Source organism: Cryomorphaceae bacterium 1068 (assembly GCA_027214385.1).
GTDB lineage: Bacteria > Bacteroidota > Bacteroidia > Flavobacteriales_D > Cryomorphaceae > JAKVAV01.
In genome coordinates this window covers 110,605-131,266 of record JAPVXR010000004.1, presented here as the reverse complement: position 1 = coordinate 131,266, position 20,662 = coordinate 110,605, and the positions used below count along the sequence as shown (strand labels likewise).

Below are 20,662 nucleotides of genomic sequence, written 5' to 3'. Positions count from 1 at the left end.
AACATCTGATCAGAAAATTGAAAGCCCTGCATTTTGTAGGGCTTTTTTTGTTTTGTCATCTGGTCAAGTTGATTTTCTATATTTGAAAAAAACCAGCTAATTGGCAAAATCTACATTTAGTCTCTCCAATATTAGGCGAAAAGCCATTGATCAGGTTGGAGTAGAAGAGCGATGTGCTCGCTTTCAATCTCGAAGTATCAAGACAGACGCGAAGAAACAAGGTCTTAAAATGGCCTTGAATATGATTGATTTGACCACTCTTGAAGGAAAAGATACGGAAGGAAAAGTCCGTCAGCTTTGCCACAAGGCTGCTCATTTGCATCATAGTCTGCCCGATCTGCCCCATGTGGCGGCAGTTTGTGTTTACCCCACTTTCGTGAAGTTGGCCAAGTCTCTTGTAGCACATAAGGGAATCAAAGTGGCGTCAGTATCTACTGCATTCCCTTCAGGACAGTCCTTTTTGAAATACAAACTTGACGAAACCAAAGAAGCGGTGGCCGAAGGCGCTGACGAAATCGATATGGTCATTTCCCGTGGTCGCTTTCACCAAGGCGATTACGCTTATGTGTTCGACGAAATCTCCGCGGTAAAGGAAGCTTGCGGAAAAGCTAGATTGAAGGTTATCTTGGAAACCGGTGAGCTCGGAAATCTAGATGCTGTTTATTTTGCCTCTCAGATTGCTATTTCCGCCGGAGCCGATTTTATTAAAACCTCAACGGGTAAGATCAGCCCGGCTGCCACTTTGCCCGTCACTTTGGTCATGCTGGAAGCCATTCGAGATCATTATCACGCTACCGGTAAAATGGTAGGAATGAAACCTGCCGGCGGAATATCAAACTCCAAACTTGCGCTACACTATCTTATTATGGTAAAAGAAACACTTGGTGAAGCTTGGTTGACCAACGAATGGTTTCGCTTTGGAGCGAGTTCTCTGGCAAATGATTTACTGAAGCAACTGGTGAAACAAGAAACGGGAATCTATCAATCTGCAAATTACTTTGCCCTCGACTAATTATGGCCAAAACAAAAAAAGATATTTCTTGGGATTTATCTCCTGCTCCTGAAAGCACAGGACACGTTACTATCGATAAGCGATACGACCTTTTCATCAACGGAAAGTTTGTGCCTCCTTCCTCAAAAAAGTATTTCAAAACTATAAATCCAGCTACAGAGGAAAGCTTGAGTGAAATTGCATTGGCGGGAGAGAAAGATGTGGACAAGGCAGTGAAAGCTGCACGTAAAGCATATGACACCACTTGGTCAAAGATCTCGGCTGCAGAAAGAGGAAAGTACATCTATCGCATAGCCCGCTTAATGCAAGAACGTGCCAGAGAGTTTGCCGTGATCGAATCTTTGGACGGTGGAAAACCCATTCGAGAATCCAGAGATGTCGACGTTCCATTAGCAGCAGCACACTTTTTCTATCATGCAGGTTGGGCCGATAAATTAGATTATGCTTTCGCGAATAGCTCTCCCACATCAATCGGTGTGGTCGGACAAATTATCCCTTGGAATTTTCCGCTTCTCATGGCTGCGTGGAAGTTAGCGCCCGCATTGGCCTGTGGAAACACCGTTGTCCTAAAGCCCGCAGAGACTACCTCGCTTACAGCCATGAAGCTGGCCGAATTGATTCGAGATGCTGGCCTACCCGACGGAGTCGTGAATATTGTAACCGGAGCAGGTGAAACAGGCAAGGCGCTGGTAGAGCATCCAGATGTTGACAAAATTGCCTTCACCGGCTCAACAGAAGTTGGTAAGATGATCCGTCGTTCACTAGCCGGTACGTCGACCAGATTAACCCTTGAGCTAGGAGGTAAAGCGGCAAATATAGTTTTTGAAGATGCGGCTATAGATCAAGCGGTAGAAGGGATTGTTAATGGTATTTACTTCAATCAAGGCCATGTTTGCTGTGCGGGTTCTCGCCTGTTCGTTGAGGAGAATGTGGCTGATGAGGTAATCCGAAAGCTGAAGCACCGCATGAATCAGCTTATTGTCGGCGACCCGATGGATAAGAACACAGATGTAGGTGCAATCAACTCGAAAGGCCAACTCCAAACCATTGAAAAGTATTTGAAAGCGGGAGAAAAGGACGGATTTGAGATGTATCAATCTCAGGTAGCTGTTCCCAAGAAAGGCTATTGGTGCAAGCCGACTTTGTTTACCAATGTCTCCCAAAGCAGCATTATTTCAAAAGAAGAAATTTTTGGACCTGTGCTGGCCATGCAGACTTTTAGGACCATTGACGAAGTGATTGACAAATCCAACAACACACCATACGGACTTTCAGCAGGTGTGTGGACTGACAAGGGTTCCAAGATTTTCAATTTGACTTCAAGGCTCAAGGCAGGAATAGTCTGGGCAAATACGTTCAACAAGTTCGATCCAACTTCACCCTTTGGTGGGTACAAAGAGTCAGGATTTGGCAGAGAGGGTGGAATTCACGGACTGTCTGCTTACTTAAACTTGCAGGAATAATGGCCAAGAAAGAAACAACATCATCAGAAGGCATAGCAGTTATGAAAACATACAAACTGTACATCGGCGGAGCTTTTCCGAGGACCGAAAGCGGTCGTTTCTATCCGGTTCGAAACAGCTCGGATAAGCTGATTGCCAATATGTGTCTGTCTTCGCGAAAAGACTTTAGAAATGCAGTAGTAGCTGCCCGCAAGGCCCAAGGAGGTTGGGCTGCTAAGTCGGCTTATAACCGATCTCAAATTATCTATCGCATTGCAGAAATGCTCCAGCAAAAGAAAGAGCTTTTTGTAAAAGAGATGAAGGATTTGGGATATACTGAAAAGCGTGCTCATCAAGAGTTTTCTGCCTCTGTACACTACCTCGTTCACTATGCGGGCTGGTGCGATAAATATGTGCAAGTGTTTAGTTCTGTAAACCCGGTGGCTTCATCACATTTTAACTTTTCAGTACCTGAACCCACTGGTGTTGTGGCTTCCTTTGCTTCAAATACGTCGGCACTGCTTGGGTTTTTAGAAGCTTTTATTCCGGCCATCTGTGGCGGAAATACGGCTATAGTTTTGGCTTCAGAGGATTTGTCGACTTGTGCTATTTCCATGGCCGAAGTCATTGCCACATCTGATGTTCCGGGCGGGGTAGTCAATGTGCTAACCGGAAATCGAAAAGAACTTCTGCCTCATTTTGCCTCACACATGGATGTGAATGCATTCGTGATTTGGGACGCAGCATCTGAAGATTCTATTGCCATAGGGCAGTATGCCTCTGACAATGTAAAGCGGACAAAATTTTACAATTCAGAAGCTAAAGCCTCTCAATCACCGCAGCGAATAATGGACCTTCAAGAAATCAAAACAACCTGGCATCCGATCGAAAGTGTTTCAGGTTCAGGCTCGGGATACTAAGCAGGGAAGAACGTATTCTTTTTACTTTTGCAAAAAATTAGGACATGTCAAGAAAAGTAGCCTTAATAACCGGTGTAACCGGACAGGATGGAGCTTATCTCTCAGAACTTCTGCTTGATAAGGGTTACGAAGTTCACGGAATCAAGCGGCGGAGTTCACTCTTCAATACAGATAGAGTTGACCACTTGTACAAGGACCGTCACGAAAAGGATGTCAACTTTTTCTTGCATTACGGCGATCTAACCGATGCCTCAAATATCATCCGACTGATTCAAGAGATACAACCTGATGAGATCTATAATTTGGGTGCTCAATCACATGTTCAGGTTTCATTTGAAACTCCGGAATACACTGCTAATGTAGACGGGATGGGTGTCCTCCGAATTCTCGAGGCGGTTCGAATATTAGGTTTAGAAAAGAAGACAAGAATTTATCAGGCATCAACCAGTGAGCTATATGGCTTGGTACAAGAAACGCCACAGTCAGAAAGTACACCCTTCTATCCGAGAAGCCCATATGCCGTGGCTAAACTCTACGCGTTTTGGATAATTAAAAACTACCGAGAAGCTTATAATCTCTTTGCGGTAAATGGAATTCTTTTTAATCACGAAAGTCCGTTGAGAGGTGAGACATTTCTAACCAGAAAAGTAACGAGAGCCGTTGCCCGAATTAAATTGGGATTACAAGAGAGACTCTTTGTGGGGAACCTCGATGCCAAAAGAGATTGGGGACATGCCAGAGATTATGTAGAAGGAATGTGGCTAATGCTTCAGCACGATAAGCCCGAAGATTTTGTATTGGCAACGGGCAAGACATATAGCGTTAGGTTTTTCATCGAAAATGCTTTTTCTCATGTTGGAATCAAGATAAAATGGCGTGGAGAGAAAGAGAAGGAAGAAGGATATGACGAGGCAACGGGAAAAGTCCTCATCAAAGTCGACACAAAGTATTATCGGCCTACCGAGGTAGATCTCCTTATTGGTGATCCAACCAAGGCGCAGCAAAAATTGAATTGGCACCATAAATACAATATTGAAGAGTTGATCAAGGAAATGGTTGAGGCTGACCTCGATCTATTCAAAAGGGACAAGTACCTTTTAGACGGTGGTCATGCGGTAATGAACTATAACGAGTAGTGAATAAAGAAGCTAAAGTATACGTAGCAGGTCATCGTGGGATGGTAGGTAGTGCGATTTTTCGTGCGCTTCAAGAATCCGGGTATACCAACCTAATCGGAAAAACATCAAGCGAACTTGATCTCAGAGACAAAACAGCGGTTACTTTTTTCTTTGAAGAAGAAAAACCTGAGTACGTCTTTTTGGCTGCAGCCAAAGTAGGGGGCATAAGCGCCAATGATACGTATCGGGCTGAATTCATTCACGATAATCTGGCTATAGAACTCAACGTGATCGATGCTTCTTACAGAGCCGGAGTTAAAAAGCTCCTCTTTTTGGGATCATCTTGCATCTATCCGAAGTTGGCCCCCCAACCGTTGAAGGAAGAATACTTGCTTACTGGTTTGCTCGAGCCTACCAATGAGCCTTATGCCATTGCAAAGATTGCAGGTATAAAAATGTGTGAAGCTTATCGCGACCAATATGGTTGCAATTATATCTCCGCCATGCCCACCAATCTTTACGGGCCTAATGACAATTACGATCTAAAGAACTCTCATGTTTTACCAGCGCTATTGCGCAAATTCCATGAAGCCAAAGAATCTGGTTCAAGTGCGGTAGAGATTTGGGGTTCGGGAACGCCCAAAAGGGAATTTCTCCATGTAGACGATATGGCAGAGGCTTGCATTTACTTGATGGAAAATTACGATGGAAAGGAGTTTGTGAATGTTGGAATCGGAGAGGAAATATCTATTGCTGATCTGGCTCATCTTATTGCCGATATTGTGGGATTTGACGGTCGTCTGGAATTCGACCGGTCAAAACCGGATGGCACACCACGCAAACTCATGGATGTTTCTAAAATCAACCAACTCGGTTGGACTGCTCAAGTATCATTGGAGGAAGGTATAAGGAGTGTTTATCAAGATTTTAAAGCCTCTTTAGTTAAAGCCTGATTATGCTGAGGTTCATCCTCATTCTTATATTATGCACCCTTGGGATAAATTCTTTCTCCCAAGTTTACACGCTTCCTTTCGACAGGCTTTCACAACTAAGGCAGGAGAGGGTTGGTCTTGGTTCTCAGGCTACCGTTCACAGTGGTGCCAAACCTATTTTGATGAGTGACGCCGACGTTTCTCGAGTCTCTGGATTTGCGAAAGATACTGCTGAATACTATTACAAGATTACCGAGAAAATTTTCAGTGCTCACCTGATTGAGCTCGACAAACCCGATTTCAAAATTTACGCTGATTTCTTGTTCGATTTTGGGTTTGGGCGTGAAACGTTAGATCAAATAAGTGCCGATCGTGAGGAAACCTCTTTGTTTCAAAACACTCGTGGTTTCGCCGTTCAAGGACAGATCGGTAAGAATGTTTATTTCTATACTGATTTTAGAGAAAATCAAGGTAGGTATGCTGCGTACATCAATAGGTTTGTGGATTCGACCCAAGTCTTTCCGGGTTCGGGAAGAATAAAACCTTTCGGCGAAGGAGGTTACGATTATAGCATGGCAAGCGGATTCGTAGGAATTGAGGCTGCTGACTGGCTAAATCTGTCTTTTGGTCATTATAAGCAGTTTATAGGTCACGGATATAGGTCGCTGCTTCTTTCAGACAATGCACATAATTATCCCTTTGCTTCTTATGAGATAGATGCGATTGAAGGGCGACTTCAACATCGGTACACGCTGGCCCTGTTGCAAAATTTGGAAAGACTACCTCAAGGAGAAACTCCTGAAGCAATTTTCAAACGGAAAGTAGCCTCTTGGAATTACCTGTCCTTTAAGCCGCTTCCCAATCTGGAGCTCGGATTTTTTGAAGAGGTGATTTGGAAAGTCTTCGACGACAGCTTAGGAAGCCAACCCTTCGACTACAGAGCATTGATACCCATTCCAGGGATGAACTCGGCAATACTCGGGTTGGACGATGAAGAAAATAATGCCAGGCTCGGTCTCAATGCCGCTTGGTTCATCATTCCAACGGTCAAAATTTATGGACAGGTTCTTTCGAGCAGTGGGCGTGTCAATCTAGATGGTTTTCAAATTGGAGGCCGCTGGTCAGGAATTTTCGATCGTTTCGATTTTCAAGCCGAGTTCAATCAATCAAGCAATAGTGCGACTAGAAATCCTAACAATCTTCAATCCGCCTATCACTTCAATCAGCCCCTTGGGCACGTTCTTGGACGAGACTTCTCTGAAGTGGTTGGGGTAATCACTTATTACCACAACCGAATTTTTGGCCGTTTAAAGTCAGTCTATACAAATTCGGAAGTTTCCGATGAATTCTCGCCTAATGAGACTCTGCAAGAAGTTTTAAATACTGATTTGCAAATTGGTTATATCTTTAATCCAAGCTGTAACTTTCAGGTATATACGGGGTATACATATAGGAGTGAGAGTATAGAAAATGATGAAAGTGCGAATGGATTTTGGTATATGGGTATCAGAACGGCATTGTCCAATATTTATCGCGACTTTTGAAAATATTTTTAAATAACACTATTACTTTATGAAAGAGATTGTCCTAGGTTTTGTGACGTCTTTTTTTGTCGTTCTCCTCACTACTCCTTCCCTCATCAAAGTGGCTAAGATGAAGAAGCTCGTAGACGATCCTAATGAGGAGAGAAAGAAGCACCGAAAAAGCACTCCTACTATTGGGGGTATTATCATTTTCGCCGCCAGCATCTTCGCATACTCGCTTTGGTTTCCGTCGGATAACCTGAATTATTTTGGGAGTCTCCACCATTTTTCAGAGTCTGTTAGTGACTTCAAGTTTTTGATTGCTGCGACTATTTTGCTCTTCTTTATTGGTGTGAAGGATGATATCATTGGCGTTGCGCCTATGAAAAAACTCATTGGTCATGTTATCGTGGGTTTCATTCTGGTAGTCATGGCGGATATCAGAATAATGGGTATGCACGGTGTTTTCGGTATTTACGAGATTCCCGAATGGGCCAGTGTTGGTCTTTCAGTTTTCACATATATCGTTATTGTGAATGCCATTAATTTGATAGATGGTAGCGACGGATTGGCCGCGGGAACAGGGTTTATCTGTTCCGTTTACTTCGGTCTTTGGTTTTACGGCACGTATCAATACGACTTTAGTATGATGGCTTTCGTCTTGGCAGGATCGTTAGGAGGGTTTTTACTGTTTAATTTTTCGCCTGCTAAGATTTTTATGGGAGACTCGGGCTCTCTGTTTATCGGCGCCTTTGTATTTGTAATGGCGATGAAATGCATTGAGACTGATACTCGGCTCCTCGATGGGTGGACTGAGAATGTATCATCTGCAGTTTTTGCATTAAGTGTCCTGGCCTACCCGCTCGTAGATACGCTGCGAGTTTTTACCTTGAGAATATTGAAAGGTCGCTCACCCTTTTCGCCCGATAGAAATCACATTCACCACCAACTTATAGATAGCGGATATGGCCATGTGTTCACTGCATTGTACCTATATTTGGTCGTTATCGCTGTGCCTTTGGTTTCACTAGGATTTAAGGGTTACAGTCCTACGGTTGCCTTTTTCTCAATGATGCTGATAAGTTTTGCCCTTGTTCACACTGTTTTCTTGTTCAGGTTCTGGAAGTCCAAACAAAAAGTTTCTGAAGCAACTGAGGCTTAGACTCTCTATTATCACTGCGATTCTTGGTCTTTCAGGGCAAGCAAGTTCTCAAGGCTTATTTCTTGAAAGTCAAGAAGTATACTCCATTTCTAAAAGATCATTTACCTCAGTGCGAGGTCATTGGTATGAAGCCGTGCTTGATTCGGGCAGCTCGCCTCTCCTTAATTCAGCTGATTTTAGCTTTTGGTCGAAACCTGATTCAGGACAAGCAGGATTTGGGATCCTTCCGATCGTTCAGTTAGAAGGAGGTTACTCTACACAAGCTGATGCAATCTATGAAGCGAGTGGAGGCTTTGCTATTTCTGCATCAAAAGGGAAATTCAAATTCAATGCTGACTTGGTCGGCGGTGTATTGGCCCAGCCTCAATATCTAAATGTATTTACGGATAGTTTGGGTGTCCTTCCTTCGCGCGGCAGAAATTTGTCGTCGGGCGGAAGTGCTTTTATAATGCCAACGGCAGCCTTGAATTTTAGAGCAAATGACTTTTTCACTTTTGAGCTCGGATACGGAAAAAACTTTTTCGGGAATGGACATCGATCCCTTTTTTTAAGCGATGCAGCTTATAATTATCCCTACTTGAAAATCGAGACGAACGTCTGGAATATCAAGTATATTAATCTTTTTAGCGCACTTCAGGATATCTCGGCCGACCCTTCAAGACCTTCGGCTTACCGAGATAAGTTTTCTTCTACCCATTATTTCAATTGGGCTATTTCACCACGGTTCAATGTGGGCCTATTCGAAACCATCATTTGGCAGGGCAGTGACACGCTCTCTGAAAGAGGATTTGACCCGAATTACCTTAATCCTATTATTTTCTTTCGACCCGTAGAGTTCTCCATTGGTTCTCCTGACAATGCTATTATCGGTTTGGACCTTTCTTTCAAGGCTACTTCGAAAATGATGTTTTATGGCCAGCTGGTTTTTGATGAGTTTCTATTGAGCGAATTCAGAGCCAGGGACGGCTGGTGGGGAAATAAATGGGGAGCTCAAATTGGCTTTAAGTCTTTTGATGTTTTTGGTTTGGAAAAATCTTTTCTGCGCGGAGAGTTCAATTTGGCGAGACCATTTACGTACACTCACGGGAGTGTTCTGCAAAACTTTGGACATTACAATCAGCCTTTGGCGCATCCTCTTGGTACTAATTTTTATGAGGGACTCATACAGGCTTACTATGAAAAAGAGGATTACTTTTTTGAAGGACAGTGGAATTTCGCGCTATACGGTAGAGATCCTGATACGCTGAACTTAGGTGGAGATATCTACCGCAGTTATGCCAATCCGGCTGAGATCTATGGGAACGAAATAGGGCAAGGGATCCAATCGAAGTTATTCTATCAGAGGGTAGCGGCAGGAATTATTCTCAATCGAAAAATAAATTTGAGGGCTTCGGCATATTATATCTATCGCCGATTGGATCAAGAAGGTTCAAGTGTAAACAACGAGCACATCTTTGGTGTTCGTTTGGCAACAGAACTCTTCCGAACCTACACGGACTTTTAAGGAAGCGTCCTCAAAAAATAAGTATCTTTGCACTCGAATTTTTTTGATTAAATGCTTGCCAATTCTGCATCTAAATCTTTTCCTGTTATCGTGAGAGCTAAGCTCGGAGCATATGCGGCTTTTGCCAAACTGCGACTCACTTCTTTAGTAGTCATCTCTTCTATAATTGGCTATGGAATAGGGGCTGTTACGTTTTCATGGATTGAGGTTTTTTGGCTTTCACTGAGCGGTGTCTTGGTGACAGGAGCTTCAAACGGGTTTAATCAAGTCATAGAGCGAGATGTGGATGCCCTCATGAATCGCACTAAAAATCGTCCTCTTCCCCAAGGAACGATGAGCGTGATTGAATCACTTCTTTTGGCCACTGCCATGGGTGTGGCTGGTTTGGTAATGCTTTTTTTCATGTTTAATCAGCTCGCTGCAGTTTTAGGAGCGCTGGCCTTGTTCAGTTACGTATTGCTTTATACTCCTCTCAAGCGATATTCATCCATCGCCGTATTTGTAGGAGCTTTTCCCGGTGCCATACCACCCATGTTGGGTTATGTGGCAGCTACTGCCGATTTCGACCTCTACGCAGGACTTCTTTTTGCTATGCAATTTATGTGGCAGTTTCCGCATTTTTGGGCCATTGCATGGGTTTCTCACGAAGATTACCAGAAGGCAGGATACCATCTTTTGCCTTCCAAAGGAAAGGATGGACAAAGCGCTTTTTTGATATTACTCTACGCGCTGTTTTTAATTCCTGTTTCTCTTTTGCCTTGGGCTTTTGATCTTATCGGACCAATTGCTGCCATTGCACTTGCTTTGGTGGGAATAGCATTCGCAATACCTGCTTTTAAACTACTCAGAACGAAATCCGACAAATCTGCTCGAGCGGTTATGTTTGCTTCGTTCTTCTACTTGCCTATCGCTCAGTTGATCTTATTAATCGACAAATTTTAACTTATGGCAACTTCAATAAATATTCAGGCGGTGGAACAATCACCAAGCAATGAGCGCACGAAAAAAATGGTGCTCTACATTGGCATATTTAGCATCGTGATGCTCTTTGCGGGTTTTTCGAGTGCATATGTCATTAGTTCGTACAACGAGATTTGGGTGAATATATCCATGCCCAACGCTTTTTACATCAGTACTATTCTCATTTTGTTAAGTAGCTTGACGATTAAATTGGCGGTCAATGCTTCCAATGAAGGAAAAGAGAGTAAAGCCACTGCATTATTAGGAGTTACCTTACTTCTGGGTCTTGGGTTTGGCGTCAGCCAATATATGGGTTGGAATGAATTGATCGGTCAAGGCAGTTACCTCTCGGGTCACATTGATAATTTAGACGGAGTCTACGGAGAAGACTACACTATATCCTTTCAGGGCCAAGAATTGGTGTTTGAAGAAGGAGAATATTATTTACCAAATGACGACTTGAGAGAGAAGCCCTTGCTCGATGAAATTGCCGTGTATAGCAACTCCACAGCGAGTTACATCTACATTTTGAGTTTTGTCCACCTACTCCACGTGCTAGGCGGAATTCTGTTTTTAGCCGGTATTCTTATCGTCTCTCAACTTGGAAAGAAAAAGGGATTAAGCAATTTGCGATTAAGATTGGGTGCTATTTACTGGCATTTTGTCGACGGACTATGGCTCTATTTGTTGCTCTTTTTGCTTTTAATTCACTAAACTTGCACAAAATTTTGAGCAATGGCAGGAGAAGCTACTAAAGCTATTGATAAAACAGTTCTTTGGGGCGGCGGACGTTCGCCTTTCAGTGTGAGCTATGGTAAAATGATGATGTGGTTTTTCCTCGTCTCAGATGCCTTAACCTTTTCCGGACTCCTTGTAGCGTACGGCTACGCTCGCCAAGCCTACACAGGTGCATGGCCGATCGGTGAAGAAGTATTTCACGCACTTCCAGGACTACATGGAAATTTCCCGCTTATTTATGTAGCCTTAATGACCTTCATTCTCATCATTAGTTCCGTTACAATGGTTCTGGCCGTTGAGGCTGGACATAGAATGGACCGAAAGGGTGTTACCAAGTGGTTGGCCTTGACGATCGTTGGAGGATTTATCTTCTTAGGATCCCAAGCTTGGGAATGGAGCCACTTTATACACGGCTCGGGTGGATATATCACGACTGAAGACAATGCTCAATATTTCTTGGCTGAAGAGATTCCACATGGAATGACTGCCGCAGAATTTGAAGGTTTCGCCCTCATTGCCAATAAGGGAGAAGATAACGAATCGACGATTATAGGAGATAAGGCGGTTTCACTTTTCAATGATAGAATCGATTATGTGCAAGGTGCTAATATGACCATCAATGAATATGGTCCACCACAGTACGCTAACTTTTTCTTCTTTATAACGGGATTTCATGGTTTCCACGTATTCAGTGGAGTCTTGATTAACATCATTGTATTCTTTGGTGTCATTAATGGAGTTTACGAGAAACGCGGCCATTACGAGATGGTTGAAAAGACAGGTTTGTACTGGCACTTTGTTGACTTGGTATGGGTATTTGTCTTTACTTTCTTTTACCTGATATAAATCTACTACTATGGAGCGCGACGACCTTATTGTAAACGATAGTTATTCAGTTGATGCCCGTCATGACGAGGCTCATGGAAAGCAGATTCGAAAGAAAATTTATTTTGTAACTATTCTCCTATCGGTGATTACAACGGTAGAGGTGGCTTTAGGAATCTTTATCAAGCAGGGTACAGATTTCTGGCCGGTTGTTAAGTGGTCATTCATTGTAATGACCCTTGTTAAAGCCGGGTACATCGTTCTTGTATTTATGCACCTCGGTGATGAACGAAAGTCGCTGAGATATGTTATACTCATACCATACGCCATTTTTATTCTTTATCTGCTTTTTATTGGCGTTACAGAGTCTAGCCACTTGAATGACGTATGGCTTGAATTTCAGCCATAACAAACAATGAACAAATCTTCTGAGAGACGGAAATATTTACTGCTTTTCGCTCTATTGCTTGGCCCTGGGTTGATATTAATCTTCCTGAGCAAAGCAGATCATAGTTTCGAAATCCTCCCGCATTACGGTCCGAAAGAACCCATATTTACCGTTGCAGGTACTGATGTTCCTGACACAATTTATCATACCGTTCCGGATTTTTCTTTTACGAGTCAATTTGGTGAGACTATCACCATGCAAGATTTCGAGGGAGATATTATGGTAGTCGATTTCTTCTTTACGACTTGCCCCACCATTTGTCCGATTATGACCAAACAAATGGCTCGATTGCAGTGGATGCTCGAGGATACTGCCTATGACGATGTTTCTTTTTTGTCGCATACAGTCAATCCTACGAATGATACACCTGAAGTTCTTTTGGAATACGGAAAAGAGCAGGGCGCTGATTTCGAGAAATGGACGTTTGTCACCGGAGATCAGGAAGAGATTTTTCAGCAAGGTTTCGAAGGATACCTTCTGAGCACACAAGAAGATTCAGGTGCACCGGGAGGATTTTTGCATTCCAGCATGTTTGTATTAGTAGATCGAGCTCGACACATCCGTGGATTTTATGACGGAACCAGTTCGAAGGAGGTGGATGATCTGGTAACAGATATTAAAATGCTGAAGAAAGAAGAGACCTTGAAGGAATCAGAAAAAGTAAGTTCATGACAGGAGCAGGAGTTGAGAAAAAGAGTAAGCCGTGGATTATTGTTCTTTCGATAGCAGTTCCTATCGTTGTAGCAATTTTGTTTACTGTAAAAATTGAAGGTTACGACACTTCATTCTTACCACCCATTTATGCGACATTAAATGGATTGACCGCCTTGTTCTTGATTGGAGGTGTTGTCTCAATCAAAAACAAGAAAATCGAAACCCACAAGAAGTTAATGACTTCGGCGATCGCCTTTTCTGCCTTGTTTCTGGTACTATACGTGATTTATCATAGCACCAGCGATTCTACTTCTTTCGGTGGTGAAGGGTGGATTCGCCCAGTGTACTTCACATTATTGATCTCGCATATTCTGCTCTCCATTATTATCATACCATTAGTTTTATTGACATATGTGCGAGCGCTTGCTGAAAAATTTGACAAGCACCGTAAAATTGCACGCATCACTTTCCCGATTTGGCTCTACGTTGCCATCTCAGGAGTTGTGGTTTATTTGATGATTTCACCTTACTACGTTTAGTAACTTTGTGTAGATGAATAGGAAGAAAAAAATCGTGTTGTTTCTCTTGGTACTGATGCTGGTGCTTTCGGTTTCTACCGACTCTGTTGCTCAATGCGCCATGTGCAAGGCAGTAGCAGAAAATGCTCAAGGGGAGTCCGGTTATGGATTGGCCAATGGCTTGAACAATGGGATAATCTACCTAATGGGAATCCCTTACATCCTCCTTGGAACGCTGCTTTTTGTCTTCTTTCGAAAAGAGATCGGAGGATTTTGGCGTTCATTCAATCAGATCCATTAATCCATTTTTTCCATAGATAATGAGGCAACCGAAACCTTCGGGTAACGAGATAAAGAATATACTGAGGAATCGAGTGATGGTTTTGGATGGTGCTATGGGTACCATGATTCAACGTCACACGTTGGAAGAAGAAGATTTTCGCGGTGATCGATTCAAAGATCACCCACATTCCCTAAAGGGAAATAATGATCTACTCAGCCTCACCCGACCTGATATTATCAAAGAGATTCACTCTCTCTATTTCGAGGCGGGTGCAGACATAGCAGAAACAAATACATTCAGCTCAACTCAAATCGCCCAAGCTGATTATCACTTGGAGTCTGCCGTCTATGATTTGAACGTGGCAAGTGCGCGACTGGCAAGAGAAGCTGCCGATAGTTTTACGGCGAAAGAACCGGATAAACCTCGATTTGTAGCTGGCTCAATGGGCCCCACTAATAGAACGGCCAGCCTTTCACCCGATGTGAATGATCCCGGATACCGCGCCGTTACTTTTGACCAACTTAAAGAAAATTACGCCCAGCAGGCAAAAGCTCTAATCGAAGGCGGAGTAGACATGCTTTTGGTGGAGACGGTATTTGATACCCTCAACGCTAAGGCAGCCCTTTTTGCTATAGATGAGGTATTTGACGAACTCAATCTCGAACTTCCGATTATGGTATCAGGTACTATAACGGATGCGAGTGGCAGAACCCTTTCCGGACAAACGACGGAAGCCTTTCTAATTTCGCTCGAGCACATGCCCCTACTATCGATTGGTTTGAATTGTGCCTTGGGAGCAGCTCAGCTCCGACCTTATTTGAAGGTGCTTGCCGAAAAATCTCCATTTGCCGTGAGTGCACATCCCAATGCCGGATTGCCGAATGAATTTGGTGAATACGACCAAACTCCGGAAGAAATGGCGTCAGAGGTTGGCGAGTTTTTGGAAGCCGGATTTCTGAATATAGTCGGCGGCTGTTGTGGAACAACTCCTGATCATATTCATGCTTTGGCAGAAGCTGCGAAGAATAGAAAACCGAGAATGGGTTTCGTAGCTCATACTGAAGTGACTAACGTTTAAATCCACTAACCTATGCTAAGATTAAGTGGTCTTGAGCCATTAGTAGTCACTCCTGAAACGAATTTTGTTAACGTTGGTGAGCGCACTAACGTAACGGGCAGCCGCAAGTTTTTGCGCCTAATAAAGGAAGATCGATACGATGAGGCGATTGAAGTAGCCTTGGAACAAGTGAGAGGTGGTGCCCAAATTCTCGATGTCAACATGGATGAAGGAATGCTCGATGGCGAAAAGGCCATGGTGAAGTTCCTTAATCTCATAGCTTCTGAACCCGAGATTTCCAGAATCCCTATCATGATCGATTCTTCCAAATGGTCAATAATCGAGGCAGGACTGAAGTGCGTGCAAGGAAAAGCGGTCGTAAACAGCATCAGCCTCAAAGGGGGAGAAGAGGAGTTCATCTACCAAGCTAAACAGTTGCGTCGCTATGGAGCCGCAGTTATCGTGATGGCTTTTGACGAGAGGGGGCAAGCCGACAGCCTCGAGCGCAGAAAAGAAATTTGCGGACGATCGTACAAAATTCTCACGGAGGAGGTAGGTTTTCCCAAGACCGATATTATTTTCGATCCCAACATTTTCCCCGTTGGAACAGGAATAGACGAGCACAACAACAATGCGGTCGACTTTTTTGAATCGACAAAATGGATTAAAGCAAACCTTCCCGGAGCTTTGGTGAGTGGTGGAGTGAGCAATGTTTCGTTCAGCTTTCGCGGAAATAATGTGGTACGCGAAGCTATGCACAGCTCTTTTCTTTACCACGGGATTAAAGCGGGTATGGATATGGGAATCGTCAATCCTTCGATGCTTACAGTCTACGATGATATCGACGAGGAATTGCTAACTCGAGTAGAAGATGTATTGCTCAATCGACGTGAAGACTCCACTGAACGATTACTGGAATTTGCTGAAAATGTTCAAGACTCAGGACCGAAAGAGGGTCAAATCGAAGAGTGGAGAAACCTCGAAGTAAAAGAACGTCTAAGCCATGCTTTGGTAAAAGGGATTGATAAATACATCGTCGAGGATACTGAGGAGGCACGACAATTATTTGAGCGACCGATTCAAGTAATCGAAGGCCCGCTGATGACAGGAATGAATGTAGTCGGAGACCTTTTTGGCTCGGGCAAGATGTTTTTACCACAGGTGGTTAAGAGCGCTCGGGTGATGAAAAAAGCCGTTGCTCACTTACTGCCTTATATCGAGGAAGACAAGAAAAAATTCAAAGATACCTCTGCTCAAGGAAAGATTTTGCTTGCCACCGTGAAGGGTGATGTGCACGATATTGGAAAGAACATTGTTGGAGTGGTATTGGCCTGCAACAATTACGAAGTGATTGACATGGGAGTAATGGTCCCTGCCGAAAAGATTTTGGACAGAGCCATTGAAGAGAAGGTAGATGTTATTGGTCTGAGTGGACTTATCACTCCGAGTCTCGAAGAGATGGTGAGCGTAGCAAAGGAAATGGAGCGCAGAGGGTTAAATATTCCTCTTTTGATCGGAGGTGCGACGACGAGTCGAGTTCACACTGCCGTGAAAATAGAGCAGCATTACCTAAATAGTCAGACGGTTCACGTCCAAGACGCGTCCCGATCTGTTACTGTAGTTGAGCGATTGCTTGGGAAAGAGAGTGGTGAATTCATTGGCGAGGTCAAAAAGGACTACGAGAAAATCCGGCTCAATCATGCGGGAAAAGAGAAGGTGAAGAAATACCTCTCGTTATCAGAAGCCCGCTCGTCGCGATTAAAAATTGATTGGGCAAATGAGCCCGAAGTGGAAAAGCCGGCACACCTTGGCGTGAAGACTTTTTACGATGCGAGCTTGCGTGAGATCATGGGCTACATTGATTGGACGCCGTTTTTCCAGACTTGGGATCTTCATGGTCGTTTTCCAAATATCTTGGAAGATGAAGTAGTTGGAACAGAAGCAAATAAACTCTATGACGATGCAACCCAAATGCTTCAGGAAATCGTCACCAACCAATGGCTCAAAGCAAAAGCCGTAATTGGAATATGGCCTGCCAATACGGTGAATTATGATACGATTGAGGTCTACGATCCCAGCGACTCTGAAAAAGTCATTCATCGATTTGAATGTTTGCGTCAGCAAGTGAAGAAGGCGGCTGGACAACCAAATTTAAGTCTTGCCGATTTTATCGCTCCAAAGGAATCGGGAAGAAAAGACTACATCGGTGGTTTTGCGGTAACAGCTGGAATAGGTATTGAACGGTACCTCGAACGATTTGAGAAAAACCATGATGACTATTCTATTATCATGCTCAAGGCACTTGCCGACAGATTGGCAGAAGCATTTGCCGAACTCATGCATGCGAAGGTTCGAAAGGACTTTTGGGGCTATGCCCGTCGAGAAAAACTCTCAAATGAAGAGTTGATCAAAGAAAAGTACCAAGGAATTCGTCCGGCACCAGGCTATCCTGCTTGTCCTGATCATACCGAGAAGCCCGGATTATTTGAAATTTTGAATGCAACGGAGCATACGGGAATCACGCTGACAGAGAACTTTGCCATGTATCCCGCATCCTCTGTTTCTGGTCTCTACTTTGCATCTCCGTATTCCAAGTATTTCGGTGTCGGAAGGATAGCAAAAGATCAAGTCAAGAGTATGGCTGACAGAAAAGGCATGGACTTTGACAGTATGGAAAAGTGGCTGGCACCCAACCTCAATTATTGAATTGAATCTTCTAATTTAGTGGCCAGCTAGGAGCAAGACATATATGCGTTTTTACACTGCCCTTTTTCTGATATTCTCGTTAATTCAATCTGAAGGCTTTAGCCAAGATAAGCCCGTGCAATTGGGCGTCACGGGGTCAGATTGTATCGGAGCATTGACTATTCCCGATACAGTGATAGGCCCTGTCTATTCGCCTAAAGGTTTCGGAAACAACCTAGAGTTGGTGGGTTACGAATTGGGTGACCCCTACTTTATTCAAAGAGAGCACAACTCGGTGTGGTACAAGTTTACCATACCATATGATTGCATCTTCACTTTCGATTTGATTCCCATCCAAAAGGATGATGACTTTGATTTTCTCCTGTTTTTATATGATGGTCCCAATTTTTGCCGTGATATCACAGATGGAAAGAAAATTCCGATTCGAACGAATATTTCCCGAAAGAACATTGAAGTTCAAGGACAGACAGGTATGAGTGAATCGTCCGTAGACGAGTACGTACCATCCGGGCCGGGGAGCTCTTATAGTCGCGCCTTGAAAGCCCGCCGAGGACAAACCTATTACCTCTTGATTGACAATCCATTCAGAGAAAACGAGGGCCACAGTATTCATCTGCACTACCGTAGGCTGAATCCAATAGTTGAAGGAGAAGAGGAATCGACGGAAGAGCAGGAAGAGTATCAAATTCCATTGCGTACGATGAGAGTGACAGTGACGGATAAAGAAACGGGAGAGCGGATTCAATCCAATGTTTTTATCGACAATCTGCCTGATTCCGTTCCTTCCAGATATCCTTTCATCTCTCAAGTTTCTATTGACGTGTTGAGCTACCGAACATACGATATCAACGTAATCAAGAAAGGCTACCTACTACATACAGAGCAGTTCATTCCAAAGAATGACTCTCTTTATGAAATCGACGTACAGCTCAAACGTATGAATAAGGGAGACCGCATCAACTTGGGAAATATCAAGTTTGAAAGTGATCAAGCGGTTATTCTAGAGAAAAGCAAGCCCGCACTTGAGAAACTAGCCGAGTTCTTGATTGAAAATGATAATGTGAAGATTGAGATTCAGGGACATGTGAATGGGGAAGCCAAGAAAAACAAACGCTCATACATCAATCTGAGTGAGGACAGGGCTGAGGCTATCTATCAAAAGTTGAGCGAGGCAGGTGTGGACAAATCCAGGATGACGTACAAGGGGTTTGGCAATGCCAAAATGATCTACCCCAATCCTGTGAACACTCGGCAGCAAGAGGCTAACCGAAGGGTAGAGGCCGAGATTGTGGAACTTTAAGCATTATCTCTTACAAAGGCTTTCAGCCTTTTACCGAATACTATTACCGCTTATACTTTATCGGGTTTTGGTCTCCTAGGTCATACTTACATTTATCCCTATTAAATCACTCCGCATGAGAATTGCCATTATTTTTGCCTTCTTCTTTTTAGCGTCAAATAGTTCTTTTTCTCAGGATAAGTGGGATTTACAAAAATGTATAGACTACGCTTTCCAAAATAATGTGACGGTTCAACAGAGTGCCCTCAACGTGCAAAGATCAGAGATTGGCCTCAAGCAAAGCAAGCTTGGCTTATTGCCGAGTCTGAATACAGGGGCGACTTATGGGTTCAATTTCGGACAGAGAATTGACCCATTTACCAACCAATTTGCCACAGACAGGGTTTCTACGAGTAACTTGTTTTTGAGCTCGAGCTTGGATGTCTTCAACGGGTTTTCAAAGCGGAATTCGATGAAGAGCAATCAGCAAGATTTGGAAGCTTCAAGGTATGATCTGGAATCAATTAAGAATGACATTTCTCTGCAAGTTTGCTTGGCTTACTTGCGCGTGCTTCAAAATAAGGAGAGCCTTTTGGTAAGTCAAAATCAAATAGAAATTACACAGCTTCAAGTGGATCGAATGGAGAAGCTTGTAGATGCAGGGCAGTCTCCCAGAGGCATGCTTTTCGATCTGGAATCTCAGCTCGCTCAAGAGCAGCTGAATATGGTCACCGCTGAGAATGCGGTAACCCTATCGCTACTCTCTTTGACTCAGCTTCTTCAGCTAGAGTATGACGAAGCGCAAGGGTTTGATATTGTAAAACCTGACCTAACAGATGAGGGTGTTGAGCTATTAAGCAATAGTGCCCAAGATATCTACCTGAGAGCTAAAGGTCTGATGCCTCAAGTTCAGGCCGCGGAAGCACGACAAAGCGCAGCGGAGTATGCGCTGAGCTCGACTCAAGGACAGCTCTATCCATCGCTTCAATTAAGTGGTTCGCTTGGATCGGGTTTTTCTGAACTGAATCAAGTCGTTACGGATGAAGGTGAACTCACAACTTTTCCAATAGGTACTGTGGTAGTTGGTGGTGATGTGCTGCCGGTAAACTCTTTTCCTCAGCCAGATCCAACTACGCAGTCTTTCGAAACCAAAAATTTTGGCGATCAGCTTCAGGACAACTTCAATCAAAACCTTCAACTGACCCTAAGTGTGCCCATATTCAATGGATGGTCAGCCAAAGCAAATGTAGAAAGAGCTAAAATCAATCAACTCGACGCCAACCTTTCTTACCGACAAATCACCAACCAGCTTCGTTTTGATATCGAACAGGCATATGCTGACGCCAAAGCGGCCATGAACACCTATTTGGCATCTGAACAAGCAGTTCGGGCATTGGAAGAATCTTTCAAATATGCCGAAGTGCGTTATGAGCAAGAGGTGATCAATGCGGTAGATTTTAACCTCACCAAAACACAATACACCAACGCCCAAGTAGACATGCTGAGATCGAAGTACGACTTTGTATTTCGAACGAAGATTCTTGACTTTTACCTGGGCAACCCGATCACACTTTAAAGCTT

19 protein-coding genes are annotated in these 20,662 nt (G+C 43.6%); all 19 read left to right on the top strand.

What is annotated here, in order from left to right; all coding sequences use genetic code 11:
• Nucleotides 1-100: 100 nt before the first annotated feature.
• The 19 genes from deoC (at nucleotide 101) to O3Q51_07445 (ending at nucleotide 20,657) form a co-directional block, all read left to right on the top strand.
• Nucleotides 101-1,012, top strand: a complete 912-nt coding sequence (gene deoC / locus O3Q51_07535) for a deoxyribose-phosphate aldolase (GenBank protein ID MCZ4408654.1) — start codon at nucleotides 101-103, stop codon at nucleotides 1,010-1,012.
• 2 nt (nucleotides 1,013-1,014) lie between these two features.
• Nucleotides 1,015-2,475: an aldehyde dehydrogenase family protein gene (locus tag O3Q51_07530; protein MCZ4408653.1), complete on the top strand. Its 1,461-nt coding sequence runs from the start codon at nucleotides 1,015-1,017 to the stop codon at nucleotides 2,473-2,475.
• Nucleotides 2,475-3,374, top strand: coding sequence for an aldehyde dehydrogenase family protein (locus O3Q51_07525; GenBank protein MCZ4408652.1), 900 nt, complete (start codon nucleotides 2,475-2,477; stop codon nucleotides 3,372-3,374). Before O3Q51_07530 ends, O3Q51_07525 begins: the two co-directional genes overlap by 1 nt.
• A gap of 44 nt (nucleotides 3,375-3,418) precedes the next feature.
• On the top strand, nucleotides 3,419-4,510 hold the full coding sequence (gmd, locus tag O3Q51_07520) for a GDP-mannose 4,6-dehydratase (protein MCZ4408651.1): 1,092 nt from the start codon (nucleotides 3,419-3,421) through the stop codon (nucleotides 4,508-4,510).
• Nucleotides 4,510-5,445 (top strand): GDP-L-fucose synthase, encoded by a 936-nt coding sequence (locus O3Q51_07515; GenBank protein ID MCZ4408650.1) that lies wholly within the window; start codon nucleotides 4,510-4,512, stop codon nucleotides 5,443-5,445. Before gmd ends, O3Q51_07515 begins: the two co-directional genes overlap by 1 nt.
• A gap of 161 nt (nucleotides 5,446-5,606) precedes the next feature.
• Nucleotides 5,607-6,968, top strand: a complete 1,362-nt coding sequence (locus tag O3Q51_07510) for a hypothetical protein (protein ID MCZ4408649.1) — start codon at nucleotides 5,607-5,609, stop codon at nucleotides 6,966-6,968.
• A gap of 28 nt (nucleotides 6,969-6,996) precedes the next feature.
• The gene (locus O3Q51_07505) at nucleotides 6,997-8,109 is read left to right on the top strand and encodes an MraY family glycosyltransferase (GenBank protein MCZ4408648.1); all 1,113 of its coding nucleotides are present in this window, start codon (nucleotides 6,997-6,999) and stop codon (nucleotides 8,107-8,109) included.
• Nucleotides 8,039-9,613: a hypothetical protein gene (locus O3Q51_07500; protein MCZ4408647.1), complete on the top strand. Its 1,575-nt coding sequence runs from the start codon at nucleotides 8,039-8,041 to the stop codon at nucleotides 9,611-9,613. The genes O3Q51_07505 and O3Q51_07500 overlap by 71 nt, the downstream gene beginning before the upstream one ends.
• A 90-nt stretch (nucleotides 9,614-9,703) precedes the next feature.
• Nucleotides 9,704-10,555 (top strand): heme o synthase, encoded by an 852-nt coding sequence (gene cyoE / locus O3Q51_07495; GenBank protein ID MCZ4408646.1) that lies wholly within the window; start codon nucleotides 9,704-9,706, stop codon nucleotides 10,553-10,555.
• A 3-nt stretch (nucleotides 10,556-10,558) separates the two neighbouring features.
• Nucleotides 10,559-11,287, top strand: coding sequence for a hypothetical protein (locus tag O3Q51_07490; GenBank protein ID MCZ4408645.1), 729 nt, complete (start codon nucleotides 10,559-10,561; stop codon nucleotides 11,285-11,287).
• A 21-nt stretch (nucleotides 11,288-11,308) separates the two neighbouring features.
• Entirely contained in the window at nucleotides 11,309-12,157 is an 849-nt protein-coding gene (locus O3Q51_07485; protein ID MCZ4408644.1) for a cytochrome c oxidase subunit 3, read from the top strand.
• Between the two features lie 10 nt (nucleotides 12,158-12,167).
• Entirely contained in the window at nucleotides 12,168-12,545 is a 378-nt protein-coding gene (locus tag O3Q51_07480; protein ID MCZ4408643.1) for a cytochrome C oxidase subunit IV family protein, read from the top strand.
• Between the two features lie 6 nt (nucleotides 12,546-12,551).
• Nucleotides 12,552-13,256, top strand: coding sequence for an SCO family protein (locus tag O3Q51_07475; GenBank protein MCZ4408642.1), 705 nt, complete (start codon nucleotides 12,552-12,554; stop codon nucleotides 13,254-13,256).
• Complete coding sequence (locus O3Q51_07470) at nucleotides 13,253-13,777, top strand: DUF420 domain-containing protein (GenBank protein ID MCZ4408641.1); 525 nt, start codon at nucleotides 13,253-13,255, stop codon at nucleotides 13,775-13,777. The genes O3Q51_07475 and O3Q51_07470 overlap by 4 nt, the downstream gene beginning before the upstream one ends.
• Before the next feature lie 13 nt (nucleotides 13,778-13,790).
• Entirely contained in the window at nucleotides 13,791-14,057 is a 267-nt protein-coding gene (locus O3Q51_07465) for a hypothetical protein (GenBank protein ID MCZ4408640.1), read from the top strand.
• Nucleotides 14,058-14,076: 19 nt separating this feature from the next.
• Nucleotides 14,077-15,117, top strand: coding sequence for a homocysteine S-methyltransferase family protein (locus tag O3Q51_07460; GenBank protein ID MCZ4408639.1), 1,041 nt, complete (start codon nucleotides 14,077-14,079; stop codon nucleotides 15,115-15,117).
• A 12-nt stretch (nucleotides 15,118-15,129) separates the two neighbouring features.
• The gene (gene metH / locus O3Q51_07455) at nucleotides 15,130-17,802 is read left to right on the top strand and encodes a methionine synthase (GenBank protein MCZ4408638.1); all 2,673 of its coding nucleotides are present in this window, start codon (nucleotides 15,130-15,132) and stop codon (nucleotides 17,800-17,802) included.
• A gap of 43 nt (nucleotides 17,803-17,845) precedes the next feature.
• Complete coding sequence (locus tag O3Q51_07450; protein ID MCZ4408637.1) at nucleotides 17,846-19,102, top strand: OmpA family protein; 1,257 nt, start codon at nucleotides 17,846-17,848, stop codon at nucleotides 19,100-19,102.
• A gap of 115 nt (nucleotides 19,103-19,217) precedes the next feature.
• Nucleotides 19,218-20,657, top strand: a complete 1,440-nt coding sequence (locus O3Q51_07445) for a TolC family protein (GenBank protein MCZ4408636.1) — start codon at nucleotides 19,218-19,220, stop codon at nucleotides 20,655-20,657.
• Nucleotides 20,658-20,662: the final 5 nt, after the last annotated feature.

What these genes read in the sequence shown, in the direction of transcription:
- metH (MCZ4408638.1), top strand. Translation starts at nt 15,130, where the DNA reads ATGCTAAGATTAAGTGGTCTTGAGCCATTAGTAGTCACTCCTGAAACG.
- O3Q51_07445 (MCZ4408636.1), top strand. Translation starts at nt 19,218, where the DNA reads ATGAGAATTGCCATTATTTTTGCCTTCTTCTTTTTAGCGTCAAATAGT.
- O3Q51_07485 (MCZ4408644.1), top strand. Translation starts at nt 11,309, where the DNA reads ATGGCAGGAGAAGCTACTAAAGCTATTGATAAAACAGTTCTTTGGGGC.
- O3Q51_07530 (MCZ4408653.1), top strand. Translation starts at nt 1,015, where the DNA reads ATGGCCAAAACAAAAAAAGATATTTCTTGGGATTTATCTCCTGCTCCT.
- O3Q51_07505 (MCZ4408648.1), top strand. Translation starts at nt 6,997, where the DNA reads ATGAAAGAGATTGTCCTAGGTTTTGTGACGTCTTTTTTTGTCGTTCTC.
- O3Q51_07525 (MCZ4408652.1), top strand. Translation starts at nt 2,475, where the DNA reads ATGGCCAAGAAAGAAACAACATCATCAGAAGGCATAGCAGTTATGAAA.
- O3Q51_07450 (MCZ4408637.1), top strand. Translation starts at nt 17,846, where the DNA reads ATGCGTTTTTACACTGCCCTTTTTCTGATATTCTCGTTAATTCAATCT.
- O3Q51_07490 (MCZ4408645.1), top strand. Translation starts at nt 10,559, where the DNA reads ATGGCAACTTCAATAAATATTCAGGCGGTGGAACAATCACCAAGCAAT.
- gmd (MCZ4408651.1), top strand. Translation starts at nt 3,419, where the DNA reads ATGTCAAGAAAAGTAGCCTTAATAACCGGTGTAACCGGACAGGATGGA.
- O3Q51_07480 (MCZ4408643.1), top strand. Translation starts at nt 12,168, where the DNA reads ATGGAGCGCGACGACCTTATTGTAAACGATAGTTATTCAGTTGATGCC.
- O3Q51_07460 (MCZ4408639.1), top strand. Translation starts at nt 14,077, where the DNA reads ATGAGGCAACCGAAACCTTCGGGTAACGAGATAAAGAATATACTGAGG.
- O3Q51_07470 (MCZ4408641.1), top strand. Translation starts at nt 13,253, where the DNA reads ATGACAGGAGCAGGAGTTGAGAAAAAGAGTAAGCCGTGGATTATTGTT.
- O3Q51_07510 (MCZ4408649.1), top strand. Translation starts at nt 5,607, where the DNA reads ATGAGTGACGCCGACGTTTCTCGAGTCTCTGGATTTGCGAAAGATACT.
- O3Q51_07475 (MCZ4408642.1), top strand. Translation starts at nt 12,552, where the DNA reads ATGAACAAATCTTCTGAGAGACGGAAATATTTACTGCTTTTCGCTCTA.
- O3Q51_07465 (MCZ4408640.1), top strand. Translation starts at nt 13,791, where the DNA reads ATGAATAGGAAGAAAAAAATCGTGTTGTTTCTCTTGGTACTGATGCTG.